Source organism: Flavobacterium psychrotolerans (assembly GCF_003097635.1).
Taxonomy (GTDB): domain Bacteria; phylum Bacteroidota; class Bacteroidia; order Flavobacteriales; family Flavobacteriaceae; genus Flavobacterium; species Flavobacterium psychrotolerans.
Window position 1 is genome coordinate 24,174 of sequence record NZ_QCZI01000019.1, and the last position, 16,388, is coordinate 40,561.

At 35.7% G+C, this 16,388-nt stretch carries 16 protein-coding genes; 2 read left to right on the plus strand and 14 right to left on the minus strand.

Annotated features, from left to right (window positions below; genetic code table 11):
• Positions 1-9: 9 nt before the first annotated feature.
• Positions 10-1,536 (minus strand): bifunctional phosphoribosylaminoimidazolecarboxamide formyltransferase/IMP cyclohydrolase, encoded by a 1,527-nt coding sequence (gene purH / locus DB895_RS12600; RefSeq protein WP_116725725.1) that lies wholly within the window; start codon positions 1,534-1,536, stop codon positions 10-12.
• A 160-nt stretch (positions 1,537-1,696) separates the two neighbouring features.
• Between purH and DB895_RS12605 the strand changes: the two genes are divergently transcribed.
• Positions 1,697-2,947, plus strand: coding sequence for an ABC transporter permease (locus tag DB895_RS12605; RefSeq protein ID WP_116725726.1), 1,251 nt, complete (start codon positions 1,697-1,699; stop codon positions 2,945-2,947).
• A 67-nt stretch (positions 2,948-3,014) separates the two neighbouring features.
• On the opposite strand, the gene DB895_RS12610 is transcribed toward DB895_RS12605, so the two are convergent.
• The 9 genes from DB895_RS12610 to DB895_RS12650 all read right to left on the minus strand — a co-directional run bounded on the left by DB895_RS12610 (position 3,015) and on the right by DB895_RS12650 (position 10,781).
• Positions 3,015-4,436, minus strand: coding sequence for a peptidoglycan DD-metalloendopeptidase family protein (locus DB895_RS12610; protein WP_116725727.1), 1,422 nt, complete (start codon positions 4,434-4,436; stop codon positions 3,015-3,017).
• A gap of 195 nt (positions 4,437-4,631) precedes the next feature.
• The gene (gene fabD / locus DB895_RS12615) at positions 4,632-5,507 is read right to left on the minus strand and encodes an ACP S-malonyltransferase (RefSeq protein WP_116725752.1); all 876 of its coding nucleotides are present in this window, start codon (positions 5,505-5,507) and stop codon (positions 4,632-4,634) included.
• Between the two features lie 216 nt (positions 5,508-5,723).
• Positions 5,724-6,254 (minus strand): YceI family protein, encoded by a 531-nt coding sequence (locus DB895_RS12620; RefSeq protein ID WP_116725728.1) that lies wholly within the window; start codon positions 6,252-6,254, stop codon positions 5,724-5,726.
• 142 nt (positions 6,255-6,396) lie between these two features.
• Positions 6,397-6,621, minus strand: coding sequence for a (4Fe-4S)-binding protein (locus tag DB895_RS12625; protein ID WP_116725729.1), 225 nt, complete (start codon positions 6,619-6,621; stop codon positions 6,397-6,399).
• Between the two features lie 19 nt (positions 6,622-6,640).
• Positions 6,641-6,925, minus strand: coding sequence for a GNAT family N-acetyltransferase (locus tag DB895_RS12630; RefSeq protein ID WP_116725730.1), 285 nt, complete (start codon positions 6,923-6,925; stop codon positions 6,641-6,643).
• A gap of 13 nt (positions 6,926-6,938) precedes the next feature.
• A complete protein-coding gene (locus DB895_RS12635) occupies positions 6,939-7,652 on the minus strand; it encodes a pirin family protein (protein ID WP_116725731.1) in 714 nt (237 codons plus the stop codon).
• A 127-nt stretch (positions 7,653-7,779) separates the two neighbouring features.
• The gene (locus tag DB895_RS12640; protein WP_116725732.1) at positions 7,780-8,355 is read right to left on the minus strand and encodes a Crp/Fnr family transcriptional regulator; all 576 of its coding nucleotides are present in this window, start codon (positions 8,353-8,355) and stop codon (positions 7,780-7,782) included.
• A 92-nt stretch (positions 8,356-8,447) separates the two neighbouring features.
• Positions 8,448-9,632 (minus strand): pyridoxal phosphate-dependent aminotransferase, encoded by a 1,185-nt coding sequence (locus DB895_RS12645; protein ID WP_116725733.1) that lies wholly within the window; start codon positions 9,630-9,632, stop codon positions 8,448-8,450.
• 51 nt (positions 9,633-9,683) lie between these two features.
• On the minus strand, positions 9,684-10,781 hold the full coding sequence (locus DB895_RS12650) for a fatty acid desaturase family protein (protein ID WP_116725734.1): 1,098 nt from the start codon (positions 10,779-10,781) through the stop codon (positions 9,684-9,686).
• Positions 10,782-10,886: 105 nt separating this feature from the next.
• Here DB895_RS12650 and rsmG point away from each other — a divergent pair, with 105 nt between their 5' ends.
• Entirely contained in the window at positions 10,887-11,516 is a 630-nt protein-coding gene (gene rsmG / locus DB895_RS12655; RefSeq protein WP_116725735.1) for a 16S rRNA (guanine(527)-N(7))-methyltransferase RsmG, read from the plus strand.
• A 33-nt stretch (positions 11,517-11,549) separates the two neighbouring features.
• On the opposite strand, the gene DB895_RS12660 is transcribed toward rsmG, so the two are convergent.
• The 4 genes from DB895_RS12660 to DB895_RS12675 all read right to left on the minus strand — a co-directional run bounded on the left by DB895_RS12660 (position 11,550) and on the right by DB895_RS12675 (position 16,361).
• Positions 11,550-12,581 carry a T9SS type A sorting domain-containing protein gene (locus DB895_RS12660; protein ID WP_116725736.1) on the minus strand — a complete coding sequence of 344 codons (1,032 nt, stop codon included), beginning with the start codon at positions 12,579-12,581 and terminating at the stop codon, positions 11,550-11,552.
• A gap of 171 nt (positions 12,582-12,752) precedes the next feature.
• On the minus strand, positions 12,753-14,381 hold the full coding sequence (gene pruA, locus DB895_RS12665; protein WP_116725737.1) for an L-glutamate gamma-semialdehyde dehydrogenase: 1,629 nt from the start codon (positions 14,379-14,381) through the stop codon (positions 12,753-12,755).
• A 261-nt stretch (positions 14,382-14,642) separates the two neighbouring features.
• Positions 14,643-15,029, minus strand: coding sequence for a Co2+/Mg2+ efflux protein ApaG (gene apaG / locus DB895_RS12670; RefSeq protein ID WP_116725738.1), 387 nt, complete (start codon positions 15,027-15,029; stop codon positions 14,643-14,645).
• A gap of 78 nt (positions 15,030-15,107) precedes the next feature.
• Positions 15,108-16,361, minus strand: a complete 1,254-nt coding sequence (locus DB895_RS12675) for a type IX secretion system plug protein (protein WP_116725739.1) — start codon at positions 16,359-16,361, stop codon at positions 15,108-15,110.
• Between the last annotated feature and the right edge of the window lie 27 nt (positions 16,362-16,388).

Genomic DNA, 16,388 nt, shown 5'->3' on the forward strand with positions numbered 1-16,388 from the left:
TTAAACAAATTAATGTTTAAAATGGCGTGTTCCTGTAAATACCATTGCAACTTTATTTTCATTGCAATAATTAATGCTTAATTCGTCTTTTATTGAACCTCCGGGTTGGATAACGGCTGTAATTCCCGCATGTTTGGCAATTTCTACACAATCTGGGAAAGGGAAGAAAGCGTCACTTGCCATCACGGCTCCATTTAGATCAAAACCAAACGTATGCGCTTTTTCAATGGCTTGTGTCAAGGCATCCACTCTTGAGGTTTGTCCAGTTCCTGAAGCAATTAATGTTTTGTTTTTAGCAAAAACAATTGTGTTTGATTTGGTGTTTTTGCAAATTTTGGAAGCAAATATCAGATCTTCAATTTCTTGCGGAGTAGGAGATGTAATTGTAACGGTTTTTAAGTCTTGTTTAGTATCTGTGATATTGTTTTTATCTTGAACCAATAGTCCGTTTAAGCAAGTTCGCACTTGTTTTAGTGGCAATTCCACTTCGTTTTGCACCAAAATAATTCTATTTTTCTTTTCTGAAAGAATAGCAATTGCTTCCTCATCATAACTTGCAGCAATGACTACTTCACAAAATAATTTATTTATTTCTGAAGCCGTAGCGCTATCAATTTTTCCGTTTGCTATTAAAACACCTCCAAATGCTGAGGTTGGGTCGCTAGCCAACGCCGTTAAATAAGCTTCTTTCATGCTGTTTCTTGTTGCAATTCCACACGCATTGTTGTGTTTTAAAATGGCAAAAGTTGGTTCTTCATTTTTGAATTCCAAAATTAAATTTACAGCCGCATCAACATCCAATAAATTGTTATATGACAATTCTTTACCGTGTAGTTTTTTAAACATGGTGTCAAAATCGCCAAAGAAAAATCCTTTTTGATGTGGGTTTTCTCCATATCTTAAAACCTGACCGTTAGCAATGCTCACTTTGTAAATGGTTTCGTCTGTGTTGAAATAATTAAAAATGGCAGTGTCATAATGGGAAGAAACATGAAATGCTTTTGTTGCAAAAAGCCTTCTGTTCTCTATTGTAGTTGCTCCATTTTGGGTAGAAATCAAATCCAGTAACAATTGGTATTCTTCAACCGAAGATACAATAACGGTATCTTTAAAGTTTTTTGCTGCTGCACGAATCAATGAAATACCGCCAATATCAATTTTTTCGATAATTTCACTTTCTGGAGCTCCAGATTGCACAGTTTTTTCAAACGGATACAAATCTACAATCACTAAATCGATTTGCGGTATTTGGAATTCTTCCATTTGTTGCACATCACTTTCGTTGTCCTGACGATTCAGAATTCCTCCAAAAATTTTCGGGTGTAATGTTTTTACTCTGCCTCCTAGTATTGAGGGATAGGTGGTAACATCTTCAACGGCAACAACAGGGATGTCTAGGTTTTTAATAAAATCTTCTGTTCCGCCGGTAGAATAAAGTGTTACGTTTTGTTCGTGTAGTTTGCGAACTATGGGCTCTAAACCGTCTTTTGAAAAGACTGATATTAATGCCGATTGAATGGTTTTTGTTGTGTTCATCTGTAGTTATGTTTGAAAGTGCAAAAGTAATTTTTTTAAATATAAAATTCAATGTATTTGTGTAACAATATTTTAAAAATAAGGACAAACTTTCAAGTTGGATTTCATTAGGTTTTTGAATAAAAAATAATGAATTTTACCATAAAATAAATCCTGATATATGATCGTTTATTTTCGATTGCTTAAAGAGAGTTTTAGTTTTGCAATGAATGCGCTTCGCACCAATAAACTGCGAACGGTACTTTCGTTATTGGGAGTTACAATAGGTATTTTTTCTATTATTGCGGTACTGGCCGCAGTAGATTCATTGGACCGTAAAATAAAAAAAGATCTGAGCAGTTTAGACAAAAACACCATTTATTTAATGAAATTTTCTTTTGGGCCCACAGAAATTCCCCAATGGAAAAGAGAACAGTTCCCCGATGTTACTTATGAAGAATACCAATATTTGAAAAGTTCTATGAATGGGGCTGAAAATTTATGTTACCAGTTTTTTACCAAAAGGGAAAATATAAAATTTGAGGCAAAAACCGTGAGTGATTTGAATGTGGTCCCCGTTTCTTCTGAGTTTGATGATATTCAAAAGCTTGATTTTCAAGAAGGTAGGTTTTATAATGATTCGGAATCTAATTCAGGTGACGCATTGATAGTTTTAGGCCATGAAGTTGCTCAAAATCTATTTGAAAATTATGAAGCTATTGGTCAGAAGGTTCGATTGTACGGGCAGAATTTTACTGTAATTGGTGTTTTGAAAAAACAAGGAGCAGGGCTTTTTGGGGACAGTAATGACTCTTCCGTTTTTTTGCCTTCCAATTTTATGAGAAGAATGTATGGCGATAATGCCGATTTTTTGACTCCAGTTATTATTTTAAAGCCCAATAAAGGGATAGATATCGAGGCTTTTAAAGCTGAATTGACCCAAAAATTAAGAAATTATAGAGGGGTAAAAACGGGAGATATGGACAATTTTTTCATAAACGTGCTTTCGGGGTTTACCGACTTTTTAGATGGCATTATCAGTCAAATGAATGTTGTGGGTTGGATAATTGCTGGATTTTCGTTGCTTGTTGGAGGGTTCGGTATTGCAAATATCATGTTTGTTTCTGTAAAAGAAAGAACAAATCTTATAGGAATCCAAAAATCATTGGGAGCTAAAAACAAATTCATATTGTTGCAGTTTTTGTTTGAAGCCGTAATATTATCCGTAATTGGCGGAATTATAGGATTGCTTTTAGTCTGGATTATTTCTATGGTTTTAACCAAAGCATTGGATTTTGATTTTTTCCTCGGTACTGGAAATGTGCTTCTCGGAACGGGATTAGCTGCTCTTATAGGATTGATTTCGGGAATTCTGCCTGCTATTTCTGCTTCTCGGTTAGATCCTGTGGAAGCGATTCGCACAGGAATGTAATAATTGTCCCCTACCTCACAGTATAGTTTTTTCTGGTGATAACAAAAAAAAAATGGGGCTCCTATTTTTACTGTTTCAAAAGCTTTTTTATGGTTCTTGTTTTTTCTCCATCAATAGTCATAAAATAGACGCCGTTTGATAACTCTGAAACAGAAAAACTTTTTTGGAACGTATTATTTTCGATTTTGGAGTTTTCACTTTTAATAATTTGTCCCGCGATGTTGGTTAAGGTGAAATTATAATTTCCATTTTCTATATTTTCTCCAGCAATATTAAACGAGTTGCTTATCGGATTAGGGAAAATTTGGAAGAGCTCAGCGTCCATTAATTTAGGAATTCCTAATGGATTTACGATATCAAATTTTCTAGAAGAAATAACGCTATTATAAGACGATTGAAAAGTATAAGTACCGGCATTGGTGGGTAGTTTTTTAGAAAATCCCCAATAGCTTATCTTATTCAAGGTTGAGACACTATAAGTCCAACTATTAAAAACGGATCCATCCGGATTTAATATTTTGAGGTCAATTGTTGAGCCAGCAGGAATTTCTCTCAAAAAGATATAAAACTTGGCATAACCAGCAGGTAAACCAGCACCTTGAAAAGGAATGGTGTATGAGTTACTTTCATTGGGTGTCTCAGTAGTTGGGCAACCCGGCATGACAACATCGGTGGTATTAACGGAAACTTTCATTACTACTGGTTCAGAATGTGGTTTTTGGGATGTCCACCAAGAGTTTGCATTTAACAGATTGCAAGTCCCCGAAAAAGGATCCTTATAAGTATCACTTGTATTTCCAGCTCGAATTTCAAAATGGAGATGTGGTCCCGATGCGCTACCAGAGCTTCCAACTACCCCAAGATATTCTCCAGCAACAACGGTTTGACCGACTATTTTGGAAGTCACTGAGTTTTTTTTCATGTGCCAATACAAAGCTTGTGAACCATCGGCATGTTGAATGATAATGGAGTTTGCAGTTAATGAATTCTTAGCACAGTTTCTATCAAAATTTCCATCTGCTTTTTGTATAATTGTTCCTGGCGCTGCTGCAATTACCTCTACTTGGCTGTTGTCCATTTTGTAGAATCCGTAAGGCCAAATTGCAATGTCAGTTCCTTGGTGGCCGTCATAAGTGTTGGTTTCACAATTGTAATCAGAGAAAGTACTCGCCGTTTTATTCTGGTCTACATAAGCTCCAATAAAATGGTATTCTTTGTCCGTAAAACCAGCAGCGGATCTTAGAGGCCAAATCAGGGAAGTGTTAAGGGCTCCTTTTTGAATGTTCCTGTCCAGACCTAAACGTTTCCTGTTTACTGAGCATTCCTTATCCAAAATTGAATATTCTTCCATGGATATACACGGGTTTTTGGCGTCGTTTTTTGTAAATGAATACTCAATGTTTTCTTCTTTAATAAAATTTTGTCCAAAAGAAGAATTAGAATAACTACATAATAAAAACAATAATGGGAGTGTAAATGTTAATTTCATGATATTTGGTTTTGAAATTTTTGGACAATTGACTTAAAGTTTAAGATCTTTCTAAACTGAATTTAAAGCAATATTGATTTATACAAATGCTTTAAGAAAATCAAATATAAAAATAAAATCCTCACAAACAACTGTCTGTAAGGATTTTATTTTTAAGGATTGTACTGTCTTTAAAAAGGCAGCAGGAACGAAAATCTAAGCAGAAATCGTTTCCACTTCTTTATTAATCTTATTTACCAACCCAATCAATACTTTTCCGGGGCCCACTTCCGTAAATGAGGTCGCTCCGTCCTTAATCATTTGTTGCACGGATTGCGTCCATTTTACTGGAGCGGTCAATTGTATAATTAAGTTTTTCTTGATTTCTGTAGGATCAGAAACGGCATTTGCAGTTACGTTTTGATACACAGGGCAAATTGGAGTTGAGAAGGTTGTTGTTTCAATTGCTGCAGCCAATTCTTCTCTGGCAGGTTCCATCATTGGGGAGTGGAAAGCACCACCGACAGGCAACAACAAAGCCCGTTTTGCCCCAGCAACTTTCATCGCTTCACATGCTTTTTCAACAGCCGAAAATTCTCCTGAAATCACCAATTGGCCTGGACAGTTGTAATTTGCTGCTACAACGGTTCCATCAATGGATGCGCAAACTTGTTCTACAATTTCGTCGGCCAATCCTAACACTGCCGCCATTGTAGACGGTTTTATTTCACAAGCTTTTTGCATGGCCAAAGCCCGTTGCGAAACCAATCGTAATCCGTCTTCAAAAGATAAAACACTATTAGCAACCAGTGCAGAAAATTCGCCAAGCGAATGTCCTGCCACCATTTCTGGTTTGAAATCTTCACCTAAAGTTTTCGCCAAGATTACGGAATGCAAAAATATGGCTGGCTGAGTAACTTTAGTTTCTTTCAACTCTTCAGCCGTGCCTTCAAACATGATATCCGTAATACGGAAACCAAGAATTTCATTGGCTTTCTCGAATAATTCCTTGGCTAATGGGGAGTTGTTATATAAGTCTTTCCCCATTCCTGGAAATTGTGCACCCTGACCCGGAAATACGTATGCTTTCATCTGTAGTTTTTTATTGTTTTTTATTTGTCTGATGGGATGCCAAAGGCATTTCATTTTTTAATTTAAAGATTTAAATATTGAAAAACAATGCTTTCAATTGAAAGGCAAAAATAGTGTTTTTTTAGAATTTATTTTGAAAGATAAAAAATGGTTGTAAAAACAAAACCTTATGCTTCATATTGAAGATAAGGTTTGTTTAAAAAAAAGGGAAGTTGATTATTGTTTTACCAATTGCAATTCAATATTTAAACGAACTTCCTCACTCACTAAAACTCCACCTGTTTCTAAAGCAGAATTCCAGTTTAATCCCCAATCTTTGCGATTTATTTTGCCATAAATATTTAATCCTGCTTTTGTATTTCCCCATGGATCTTTCATTAGCCCGCTGAATTCTGCTGGAAATTTCACCGATTTTGTTACGCCTCTCAAACTTAAATCTCCGGTTAAATCATAGTTTTCATCGTTTTTTTTAGTAAATGAAGTCGCTTTGAAAATTAGTTTCGGATGATTTTCCGCATCGAAGAAATCTGCACTTTTCAAGTGGTTGTCCCTGTCAGCATTATTGGTGTTGATGGAATCAATATTTGCTGAAAAGTCGATGCTGGCGTTTTCGAAGTTGTCACCTTCGGTAGCGATAGTTGCATCGTATTTTTCAAATTTACCAGAAACATTTGTAAACATCATGTGTTTTACTTTAAATCCAATTTCAGAATGTGTTGGGTCAATTGCCCATTTTGTAGTTGCCATAATTTTATTTTTAATTATTATATCATTTTGATAAGACAAATTTACTGCGACAATACCTATAAAGCACTTAACCTAGATTAAGAAAGAAAAAACCGGAGAACTAATTCAGTTTTCTGGTTTTTAAGTAGATGAGTTTTATATTTTACTCGTTTTTATAGAAATTCAAAGCGCCAGAAGGGCATTTTTGTATTGTTTCAATGATTTTTTCAGTAGGCGAACCATCAATTCTTATCCAAGGTTTCTCTTTAGGTTGAAACACATTTGGATTATTTTTAACGCAGTTTCCAGAATGAGTGCATTTTCCGGATTGCCATACTACGGTAATCTCGCCGTTAGTGTATTCTTTTATTATATCTTTTGGATTCATAATTTTTTAATTTAATTTTTTACAAAACGTCACTAAATTCGGGAGTTTTATCAAAAACATTTTTCGCAAATGGGCAAAGTGGAATAATTGTAATATTTTTTTCTCTTGCAAATTCGACCACTTTTATCATCATTTTTCGGCCAAAACCTTTTCCATTGTTCCCTGGATTGACTTCAGTGTGATCAATGATAATCTTGTCGTTTCCAGCGAAAACAAAAGTCATTTTGCCTTCTTGTTTCCCGTCAATCGAAACATAAAAGTAACCTTTCGTGCCGTTTAATTCTAATCCTATATGTTCTTCCATTGTTATTAATTTATTATTTCATCGGAATTTCCATCAACAAAAATTTCGCATCTGTTATAGCTTTGAAGTCTAAAGTTTTAAAATCGGTTATGCCCAAACCATCACGAGTTTCCAATTTTTGACCGTCAACTGTGATGTTTCCAGAAATTACAAAAACATAAAGACCGTTTCCTTCTTTTTTCAATTCGTATGTTTTCTCAAATCCGGCGTTAAAATCGGCTAGATGAAACCAAGCATCCTGATGGATCCAAACTCCCGCATCATCAGGATTTGGAGACAATATTTGGGCAAAATTGTTTTTCTGTTCCGTAGTGTCCAAAGTGATTTGTTGGTAGCGGGGTTCCACGTTTCTGATTTTTGGGAATATCCAAATTTGGAAAAGTTTGGTGCGCTGACTCGCATTTGGATTAAATTCACTGTGTTGAATTCCAGTTCCGGCACTCATTACCTGTACATCTCCAGTTTTTATGATAGACTCATTTCCCATACTGTCTTTGTGAGCCAAATCACCTTCTAATGGAATTGTAATAATTTCCATATTGTCGTGTGGGTGTGTGCCAAAACCCATTCCGCCAGCCACGGTATCATCATTTAAAACGCGCAACATTCCGAATTGTATTCTATCTGGGTTGTACCAACTGGCAAAACTAAAACTGTGATAAGCGTTTAGCCATCCGTGATCTGCGTGTCCTCTTGTATTTGCTTTGTGTAAAACTGTAGTTTTCATAATAAATAAATTTAGCTATTTTTTGTTATACAAATTTACGCTCGATGTAAGCAAAAGGCACTTAACCTAGATTAAGAAAATTAGTAAGCAGTATTCAGTCGCAGTTTGCATTTGATAGGACTGAAAACTATTTTCTCAGAAGCTTACTTTTCATTTTACTAAAAAATTCAGGAGTCACGCCCAGATAGGAGGCAATTTGTTTTTGGGGAACTTTCTGGATTAAGTCGTGGTGTTTGCTGCAAAACTTTTCGAAGCGTTCATCTGCTGATAAACTCAGATTATCCATTAATCGTTCCTGATATGCCACTAATGAATTTTCTGTTAAAATTCGGAAAAAGCGTTCGAGTTTGGGTATTTCCTGAAAAAGTATTTCCTGATTTTCTTTGGATAAAACAACTATCTCCGCATCTTCCAGCACCTGAATGAAAAGGTTTCCCGGTTTTTGAGAAAGCAGGCTGTACATATCGCTAATCCACCAGCCACTACAGGCAAAACTCAAAACGTGTTCTACAATATTATCGTTGATGTTGAAACTTCGCAACAAACCCGAATTTACAAAATAGGAAGTTTTGCAAACTTCACCCGCATTGAGCAAAATGGTTTTTGCTTTGAAATGGTGCGTTTCGGTTTTAGACAAAAAGAGTTCTTGCTCTTGCAGAGTCAGGTTAATGTGTTTGCTTATATTTTCAAGAATTAAATTCATTTGTTCAGATTGTTACTTTTGTGGGTAAGACCAAATATAACAAAAAAGCCCCAAGAAATCCTTGAGGCTTTGTGTTTTATGCAGTGAATTAGTTATGCTACAGCTGCTTTAATTCTTCTTAATGCTTCAGTCAATAAATCTTCACTTGTAGCGTAAGAAAAACGAATGCAATCTGGGTTTCCAAAAGCGTCACCTGTTACAGTTGCTACATTTGCTTCGCCCAAAAGATACATAGAGAAGTCGTTGGCATCTTTGATGAATGTTCCTTTTAATGTTTTTCCGAAGAAAGAAGAAACGTCTGGGAACACATAAAATGCGCCTTCTGGAACGTTGATTTTGATTCCAGGAATATCTTGAAGTAATCTTACAACTAAATCTCTACGGCTTTTGAAAGCGGCAACCATTTCGTTTAACACGCTTGGATCAGCATCTACGGCAGTAATTGTTGCACGTTGTGCGATAGAATTTGCTCCTGAAGTTACTTGTCCTTGTATTTTTGTACACGCTTTTGCGATGAATTCTGGTCCGCCAATATATCCGATTCTCCATCCTGTCATTGCGAAAGCTTTTGCAACTCCATTTACAGTAATGGTTTTTTCCAACATTCCTGGAATGGATCCGATGCTGCAAAAAGTTCCAGAAAAATTGATATGCTCGTAGATTTCGTCGGCAACAACATATACGTTTGGGTATTTTTCCAATACTTTGGCCAAAGCCGTTAATTCTTCACGGTTGTATACTGAACCACTTGGATTACAAGGGGAACTGAACCACATCATTTTTGTTTTTGGTGTGATGGCTGCTTCTAATTGTTCTGGCGTAATTTTGAAATCACTTTCGATAGATGTTGGAACTTCGACAGGAACTCCACCTGATAATTTTACGATTTCGAAATAAGAAACCCAGTATGGTGCTGGCAAAATCACTTCGTCACCGTCGTTTAACATTACTTGTGCAATGTTGTACAATGATTGTTTTGCCCCGGTTGAAACCACGATTTGTGATGGCTTGTAATCCAATCCGTTGTCTCTTTTAAACTTTCTGCAAATGGCTTCTTTCAAATCACCATATCCATCTACAGGAGAATAGGTACTGTAGTTTTCGTCTATGGCGCGTTTGGCGGCTTCTTTGATGAAGTCGGGCGTGTTAAAATCGGGTTCGCCCAAACTTAAACTAATAATGTCTTTTCCTTGAGATTTTAATTCTCGGGCTAAAGCAGCCATGGCTAATGTTTGTGACGTAGCCAGATTGTTTATTCTGTCTGATAATGGATTCATCTATAAATGTATTGTAGTTATTTCTTTGTTGAGATGTACTGCGGTGCGTCTTTACTGTATAAGTGGTTTTGCCCCAAGTTCTTTCAAATGTTTGAAATGTGCAATTACCGCGCTTCGCATTGTTTTGTATTCGTGGTAAGGCAAGTTGCAATCTTGTGCAGTTTCTTTAACAAACGCAGCAATTTTATTGTAGTGAATATGGCTGATGTTAGGAAAAAGATGGTGTTCAATTTGGTGATTCAATCCGCCGGTGTACCAATTTACAATCCAGTTTTTTGGAGCAAAATTTACGGTGGTAAACAATTGATGAACTGCCCAAGTATTTTCCATTTCGCCCAATTCGTTCGGTTGCGGGTTTGCAGTTTCTTCAACAACATGAGCCAATTGAAAAACAACGCTTAAAATTAAACCAGCGGTATAATGCATAATAAAAAAGCCAATTAAAACTTTCCACCAAGTTACTCCTAATAGCATAGGAAGAACAATCCAAACAGAAAAATATATGACTTTAGTAATAACCAATGTTGTCCAAAGAAATTTGGTACTTTTGGCTTCTCCGTATGATAATTTTCTTTTTAAATAGGCTCTCATTTGTTTGAAATCGGTAGTTAAAGACCAATTAAATGTCAATAAACCATATAAGAATATTGAATAATAATGTTGAAATTTATGAAAATTATACCATTTGGCATCTTTTGTAAAACGAATGACACGACCCGCATCTAAATCCTCATCATGGCCAATAATATTGGTGTAAGTATGATGTAGTACATTATGTTGTACCTGCCAATTGTAAACATTTCCAGCCAAGATATAAATGGTTCCGCCCATAAACTGATTGATCCAGTTTTTGTTGGAATACGATCCGTGATTTCCATCGTGCATTACGTTCATACCAATGCCGGCCATGCCAATACCAATGACTATAGAAAGTAATAAGAACAACCAAAAAGGCATATCTGTTAACATTATGATCAAAAAATAGGGAGTTAAAAAAACAGTAAATAAAATTATTGTTTTTAAATAGAGTTTCCAGTTTCCAGTTTTTTGTATATTATTTTCCTTAAAATAGTTATTTACTTTAGAGTTAAGCGTTCTGAAAAACTTCAGATTGTCTTGCTTTGCAAAAGTAGGAGCGTTGTTATTCATAATATGCAATATAAGCTACAAAGGTAATTATTATAATTTTTTGACAGATAAAATAGAGTTAAATATTTCAACACTAAAAGTATTACTTTTGTTAAAAAATAAAGCATGGAAGAGATTCTAAAATATTTCCCCGAAATAACTGATGTTCAGAAGGAACAGTTTCAAAAACTATCCGAATTGTACCAAGACTGGAACGCTAAAATTAATGTGATTTCTCGCAAAGATATCGACGAATTGTATACTAAACATGTGCTTCATTCCTTGGCGATAGCTAAAATTCAAAAATTTGAACCCGGAGCCTATGTTTTGGATGTCGGAACAGGTGGCGGTTTTCCGGGAATTCCCTTAGCGATTCTATTTCCAGAGACCCGTTTTTATTTGATAGATGTAATTCTGAAAAAGATAAATGTTGTAAAAGCGGTTGCCAGTGCCTTAGAACTTAAAAATGTAAAAGCTGAACAAATTAGAGCCGAAAACGTAAAAGGGGATTTTGATTTTATCGTGAGTCGAGCCGTTACTAATATGCCCGATTTCGTATCTTGGATCAAAGACAAAATCAAAAAACAGCAAAAACATGAATTGAAAAACGGAATTCTTTACCTAAAGGGAGGTGATTTGACGGAAGAATTGAAGGGTTTCCCTAAAGCGAAAGAATACAATATCGCAGCGTTTTTTGATGCAGAATTCTTCGAAACCAAAAAAGTAGTGCACTTGCCTTTGAAGTTTAAGATCTAATAAAAGTCCCGCTTTTTAAGCCGGACTTTTATTCTATTTTTTTAGAAGTCTTTTGGTGATTATGCCTGAATCGGTTGCAATGGTTGCAAAATAAACGCCTTTTTCCAAGTGACTTACATCCAGATAATTTTGGGAATAATCACTGCTCAAAACCACCCGACCGTTTATATCTGAAATTCGAACAGCGTCTATTTTTAGGGTTGTTTTTATTTTTAAGACATCTTCAATTGGATTCGGAATAATTTGGATTTGATTTGCCTGCAATTCCATATCATTTATTCCTAATTTCATCGTAGAAAAACGTTCGATTTGTGTTGTTGTTTGATTAATCCCGAGTGAAGGAACACTTATGGATGTTGTAATAGTTCTCAAAATCAGACTGTTTGATCCGTTATTGGTCGTGTTGTAGTAATTATAGGTTGTTTGTAAAACAGTTCCTATATTGGTTAATACACCATAATTCAAAGAAATATTTTGTACTGTTTTTAAACGAGAAACCCCATCGCTAAAGGATCCATTGCCGGTATTATTCATAGTAAGAGTACCATAAGCATCAAAAGAAGAAGTAATGGTTCCTGTAAAAGTGCCCAAATACATGCCGTATATATAAGTTCCTGCGCTGGTATCTGTGTTGGAATATCCGTAAGTCATCGGGAAGGTGCCTAGTGAGGCATTGTTCTTTATGTAATTTAGTTCTAAATCGGTATTTTTCATGCCGGTTATTGATACCATATTGGCCGCACTGGAGGAAAAAATTTCGGATATGCTATTTGTACTATTTGTTGAAAAAAGAATGCTGTTTATTGTTACTTTTTTTGTGGTATTAGGATATGTAGCTATTTCGGTGGCCGATGGAGCGGTCATGTTATCATCAGATTCTCCAATATTAGTAAATAAATCAAAGTTCCAAACAGCATTTGCACCCGAATTCGTTTGGTCAAGAGGAATACTTGAATTAACTATTTGGTATATAGCTTGGTCACTTCCAAAATATGAATCTATTGGCGTTTGAGCATTACTTAAATATGAAAAAAAGATAAGTAAAAGTAGAGGTTTTGTATTCATGATTTAAGTAAATGGGGTTAAATTTATATAAAATAAGGTTAAATTTTTTGAAATAAAAAGGTTTGATTTTCCTATTTGAAAGGAGGTTAAGCCCCGCAAGACCTTAAATTAAATCTTGTAAGGGTTTTAGGTCTAGAATGAGATTGCTTTGCCGTTTGCCTCGCAAGGCTGCTATTCTCCCAAAAACGGATATCGGTAATCTTCAGGCACAACAAAAGTTTCTTTGATGGTTCTTGGAGAGATCCATCGCATTAAATTCAATGCAGAACCAGCTTTGTCATTGGTTCCCGATGCTCTTGCTCCGCCAAAAGGCTGCATGCCCACTACGGCACCGGTTGGCTTGTCATTAATGTAGAGATTTCCGGAAGCATTTTGCAAAGCAATGGTCGCCTCTTCTATGGCATATCGATCTTGACTAAAAATAGCGCCTGTCAAAGCATATTCTGAAGTTTGATCCACCAATTTTAAAGTTTCGGACCATTTGGCATCTTCATAGACATAAATCGTCATTACAGGTCCAAACAATTCAGTTTCCATAGTGGTGTATTTTGGATTGGTCGTCACGATAACTGTTGGCTCAATAAAATAACCAACCGATTTGTCGTAATTTCCTCCTACGATGATTTCGGCATCTGTATCTTTTTTTGCTTGGTCAATATAACGCGCCAATTTGTCAAATGAACCTTCGTGAATTACTGCCGTAATGAAATTTCCAAAATCCTCTGGGGAACCCATTTTCATCGATTTCACATCGGTAATCAGTTGCGATTTTATATCTTTCCATAAACTTTGGGGAACGTAGGCTCTTGATGCGGCTGAACATTTTTGTCCCTGAAATTCGAAGGCGCCACGAACAATTCCGGTAACCACCTGTTTTATATTTGCTGACGGATGCGCCACAATAAAATCTTTTCCGCCGGTTTCGCCTACAATTCTAGGGTAAGTTTTGTAATGGTGAATGTTGATCCCAATTTTTGCCCAAATATCTTTAAAAACGTGAGTAGAACCTGTAAAGTGAATTCCCGCAAAGTCACGACTGGCAAGAACCGTATTTGTAATCATTTCTGCATCGCCAAAAACTACGTTGATTACACCATCAGGAACGCCAGCTTCTTTAAAAACATCAATGATTATTTTTGCCGAAAAAACCTGACTATCACTTGGTTTCCAAACTACAACATTTCCCATCATGGCGGCACTTGCAGGTAAATTTGCAGCAATTGCCGTAAAGTTAAATGGAGTTATGGCATACACGAAACCTTCCAACGGGCGGTATTCTAATCTATTCCATACGTCCGAAGTCGATTTGGGCTGATCGTTATAAATTTGCGTCATGAACTCTACATTGTATCGCAAAAAGTCAATCAATTCACATGAAGCGTCAATTTCCGCCTGAAAAATATTTTTAGATTGCGCAATCATAGTTGCCGCATTTATCCTTGCTCTATAAGGGCCAGCTATTAATTCTGCAGCTTTTAAGAAAATGGCCGCACGCTGTTCCCAAGCTAAATTTGCCCATTTTGTTTTTGATTCAAGTGCGTTGGAAATAGCTTTTTCTACGTGAACTTTTTCTGCTAAATGATATGTACCCACGATGTGTTTGTGATCGTGTGGCGCAGTCATATTTCTAGTATTACCTGTCCTGATTTCTTCATTCCCGATGTATATTGGAACATCAATTTTTGAATTCCACATTTGTTGGTAAGCAGCAAGAACGGCTGCTTTTTCTGGAGAATTTGGAGCGTATGATTTTATAGGTTCATTAACTGCTTTGGGTACATGAAAAAATCCTTTTAACATATTGTTTTGAATTAGATAATTAGAAAAAAGTATAATTCAATTAGTATGAATTATTTAATTTTATACAAAAGTACAAAGGAAAATCTGATAATTTGAAGATGAAATGGCAATTTTACAAAACAATTTATTAATTATTAGGAGTTTTGTTTGGATTATTTTATTGCGATTTATTTGAGAACGATATTCTCTAGTAGTTTTCACCTTTTTTTAATGAAAAATTTTAAAGACAATTAGGGATGGTGGAGTTTTGCCTTCAAAGCATTAGTTCAGTGCAAACGGTGCGCTTAATTTAAAAGAAGGGACAACAACCCGAAAATTTTTTGTAGTAGTAAAATTGACCATGTTAAAATAACCCTTCATGGATCCAAAAGGAGAAGAAAGTAGACATCCTGAGCTGTAGGTATGGGATTCTCCGGATTTTAAAACTGGTTTTTTTCCCACAACGCCTTCTCCGTCTACAATTTCGATATCATTTAGTGAATCGAAAATTTCCCAATGACGAGAGATAAGCTGAACGGAATCTTTGCCTTTGTTTTCGATGGTAATCTCGTAACTAAAGGCAAAATGAATCTTATGATTTTTGAAGTACGTGCCTTCAAAACTCGTCAAAACTGAAATTTTTATACCTCTTGTTATTTGGGAAACCATTGTGATATCTTCTTATGGTGTAAAATTACAAAAAAATAGTTTCATATCTCCATTTTATGTTAAATTTTACCCTTGGAGCTAATTTGTGATATCGGTTGAAGAGGCTAAACCCTTTCCAATTACGCGGTCATAGCGTTGGTTGTTTTCTCTGTAGTATACAATGCCAAAATAGTTGCTTTCGGTTTGATAAAAATTGCCGTCAATCGCATTTTCTGCATCAATTTTTCCATTTTTGTCGGCAATCGCATAGGCGTAATTGGTAAATCCTTGCTTAATCATGATTGCTTTTTCATAAATTCCTTTTGTTTCATTGTAATCCATTTTGTATTCTGGAGTAAATGCATAATTATTAAACATCCCGGTGACATAAATGTCGCTTTTCCCATAATATGCTGGTGCAGAAAGGCTGAAAAATACCCAAGCATAATCGGCCTCAATTTCATTGTTTTCTACGTTGAGGTTTTTCACAACGAAATTTCCGTTGAAGTCGGGTGAATAGGTATATTGGTTTTTTGCTCTGGCATTATCAGTATAAAGGTGTGCGTTATAAATACCACCATTAGAATCTATTTTCCCAACGTTATTTGTTGCTGCCCGAATGTCTTTGTTTTCAAAATACCGGTATTCGTTTCCTGCCCAAAACTGGGTTTCGGAATCGTATTTGTAAATTAGGTCATTCCCGATGGTATACATGGGTTTTATATCTGTTATTCCGGTATTCAATTGACCGTTTTGAAGCAATAAAATTTTTACATTTTTCAGTGGACTTTGGAATAAAACCGTTGTGGATTTTACAGAAAAATCAATGTTGTGCTTGTAGTTAACATCTTGAACGGTTCGGGCTCTTTTTACTTGCATTGGAACCGATACGAGATCTTCATAGATGATAAATTTTCTTGAAAAAACAACCTCTCGGTCTTCATTCAAAATTTTTATCATATAATTTCCACTCACCAATAATTGGGTGTTTTTATTGGGGAATTGTACTTTGTAATGAGAATACACTTGGAGCGTGTTGAATGAATTGGTGTAGTCCTGAATGCGTTGGTCGTCAAAACCTTGCAGAAATTCATTTTTGGACAGTTGTGAGGGTTTCCAGTCATAATCACAATGCACGAATTGGTAATAATAATTGGCTTCGTTGCCAAATAAATCGTCAAACTGCAACTGAAAACTATCTCCTAATTTAAATATAGGAACGATGTTTTGTCCGTTTTGAACAAAAGACACGGTTTTAATATTGTAGGGTGGCGCGATTTCTTTTTCTATTTGGGCAAAAGCGGAAACGGTAACCAGTAGCGAAAATAAGAATGTCTTAAAAGTGTGAAACATAGGTAACAGTATTTTCTGAAATGTAAA

What these genes read in the sequence shown, in the direction of transcription:
- purH (WP_116725725.1), bottom strand. Translation starts at nt 1,536, where the DNA reads ATGAACACAACAAAAACCATTCAATCGGCATTAATATCAGTCTTTTCA.
- DB895_RS12605 (WP_116725726.1), top strand. Translation starts at nt 1,697, where the DNA reads ATGATCGTTTATTTTCGATTGCTTAAAGAGAGTTTTAGTTTTGCAATG.
- DB895_RS12610 (WP_116725727.1), bottom strand. Translation starts at nt 4,436, where the DNA reads ATGAAATTAACATTTACACTCCCATTATTGTTTTTATTATGTAGTTAT.
- fabD (WP_116725752.1), bottom strand. Translation starts at nt 5,507, where the DNA reads ATGAAAGCATACGTATTTCCGGGTCAGGGTGCACAATTTCCAGGAATG.
- DB895_RS12620 (WP_116725728.1), bottom strand. Translation starts at nt 6,254, where the DNA reads ATGGCAACTACAAAATGGGCAATTGACCCAACACATTCTGAAATTGGA.
- DB895_RS12625 (WP_116725729.1), bottom strand. Translation starts at nt 6,621, where the DNA reads ATGAATCCAAAAGATATAATAAAAGAATACACTAACGGCGAGATTACC.
- DB895_RS12630 (WP_116725730.1), bottom strand. Translation starts at nt 6,925, where the DNA reads ATGGAAGAACATATAGGATTAGAATTAAACGGCACGAAAGGTTACTTT.
- DB895_RS12635 (WP_116725731.1), bottom strand. Translation starts at nt 7,652, where the DNA reads ATGAAAACTACAGTTTTACACAAAGCAAATACAAGAGGACACGCAGAT.
- DB895_RS12640 (WP_116725732.1), bottom strand. Translation starts at nt 8,355, where the DNA reads ATGAATTTAATTCTTGAAAATATAAGCAAACACATTAACCTGACTCTG.
- DB895_RS12645 (WP_116725733.1), bottom strand. Translation starts at nt 9,632, where the DNA reads ATGAATCCATTATCAGACAGAATAAACAATCTGGCTACGTCACAAACA.
- DB895_RS12650 (WP_116725734.1), bottom strand. Translation starts at nt 10,781, where the DNA reads ATGAATAACAACGCTCCTACTTTTGCAAAGCAAGACAATCTGAAGTTT.
- rsmG (WP_116725735.1), top strand. Translation starts at nt 10,887, where the DNA reads ATGGAAGAGATTCTAAAATATTTCCCCGAAATAACTGATGTTCAGAAG.
- DB895_RS12660 (WP_116725736.1), bottom strand. Translation starts at nt 12,581, where the DNA reads ATGAATACAAAACCTCTACTTTTACTTATCTTTTTTTCATATTTAAGT.
- pruA (WP_116725737.1), bottom strand. Translation starts at nt 14,381, where the DNA reads ATGTTAAAAGGATTTTTTCATGTACCCAAAGCAGTTAATGAACCTATA.
- apaG (WP_116725738.1), bottom strand. Translation starts at nt 15,029, where the DNA reads ATGGTTTCCCAAATAACAAGAGGTATAAAAATTTCAGTTTTGACGAGT.
- DB895_RS12675 (WP_116725739.1), bottom strand. Translation starts at nt 16,361, where the DNA reads ATGTTTCACACTTTTAAGACATTCTTATTTTCGCTACTGGTTACCGTT.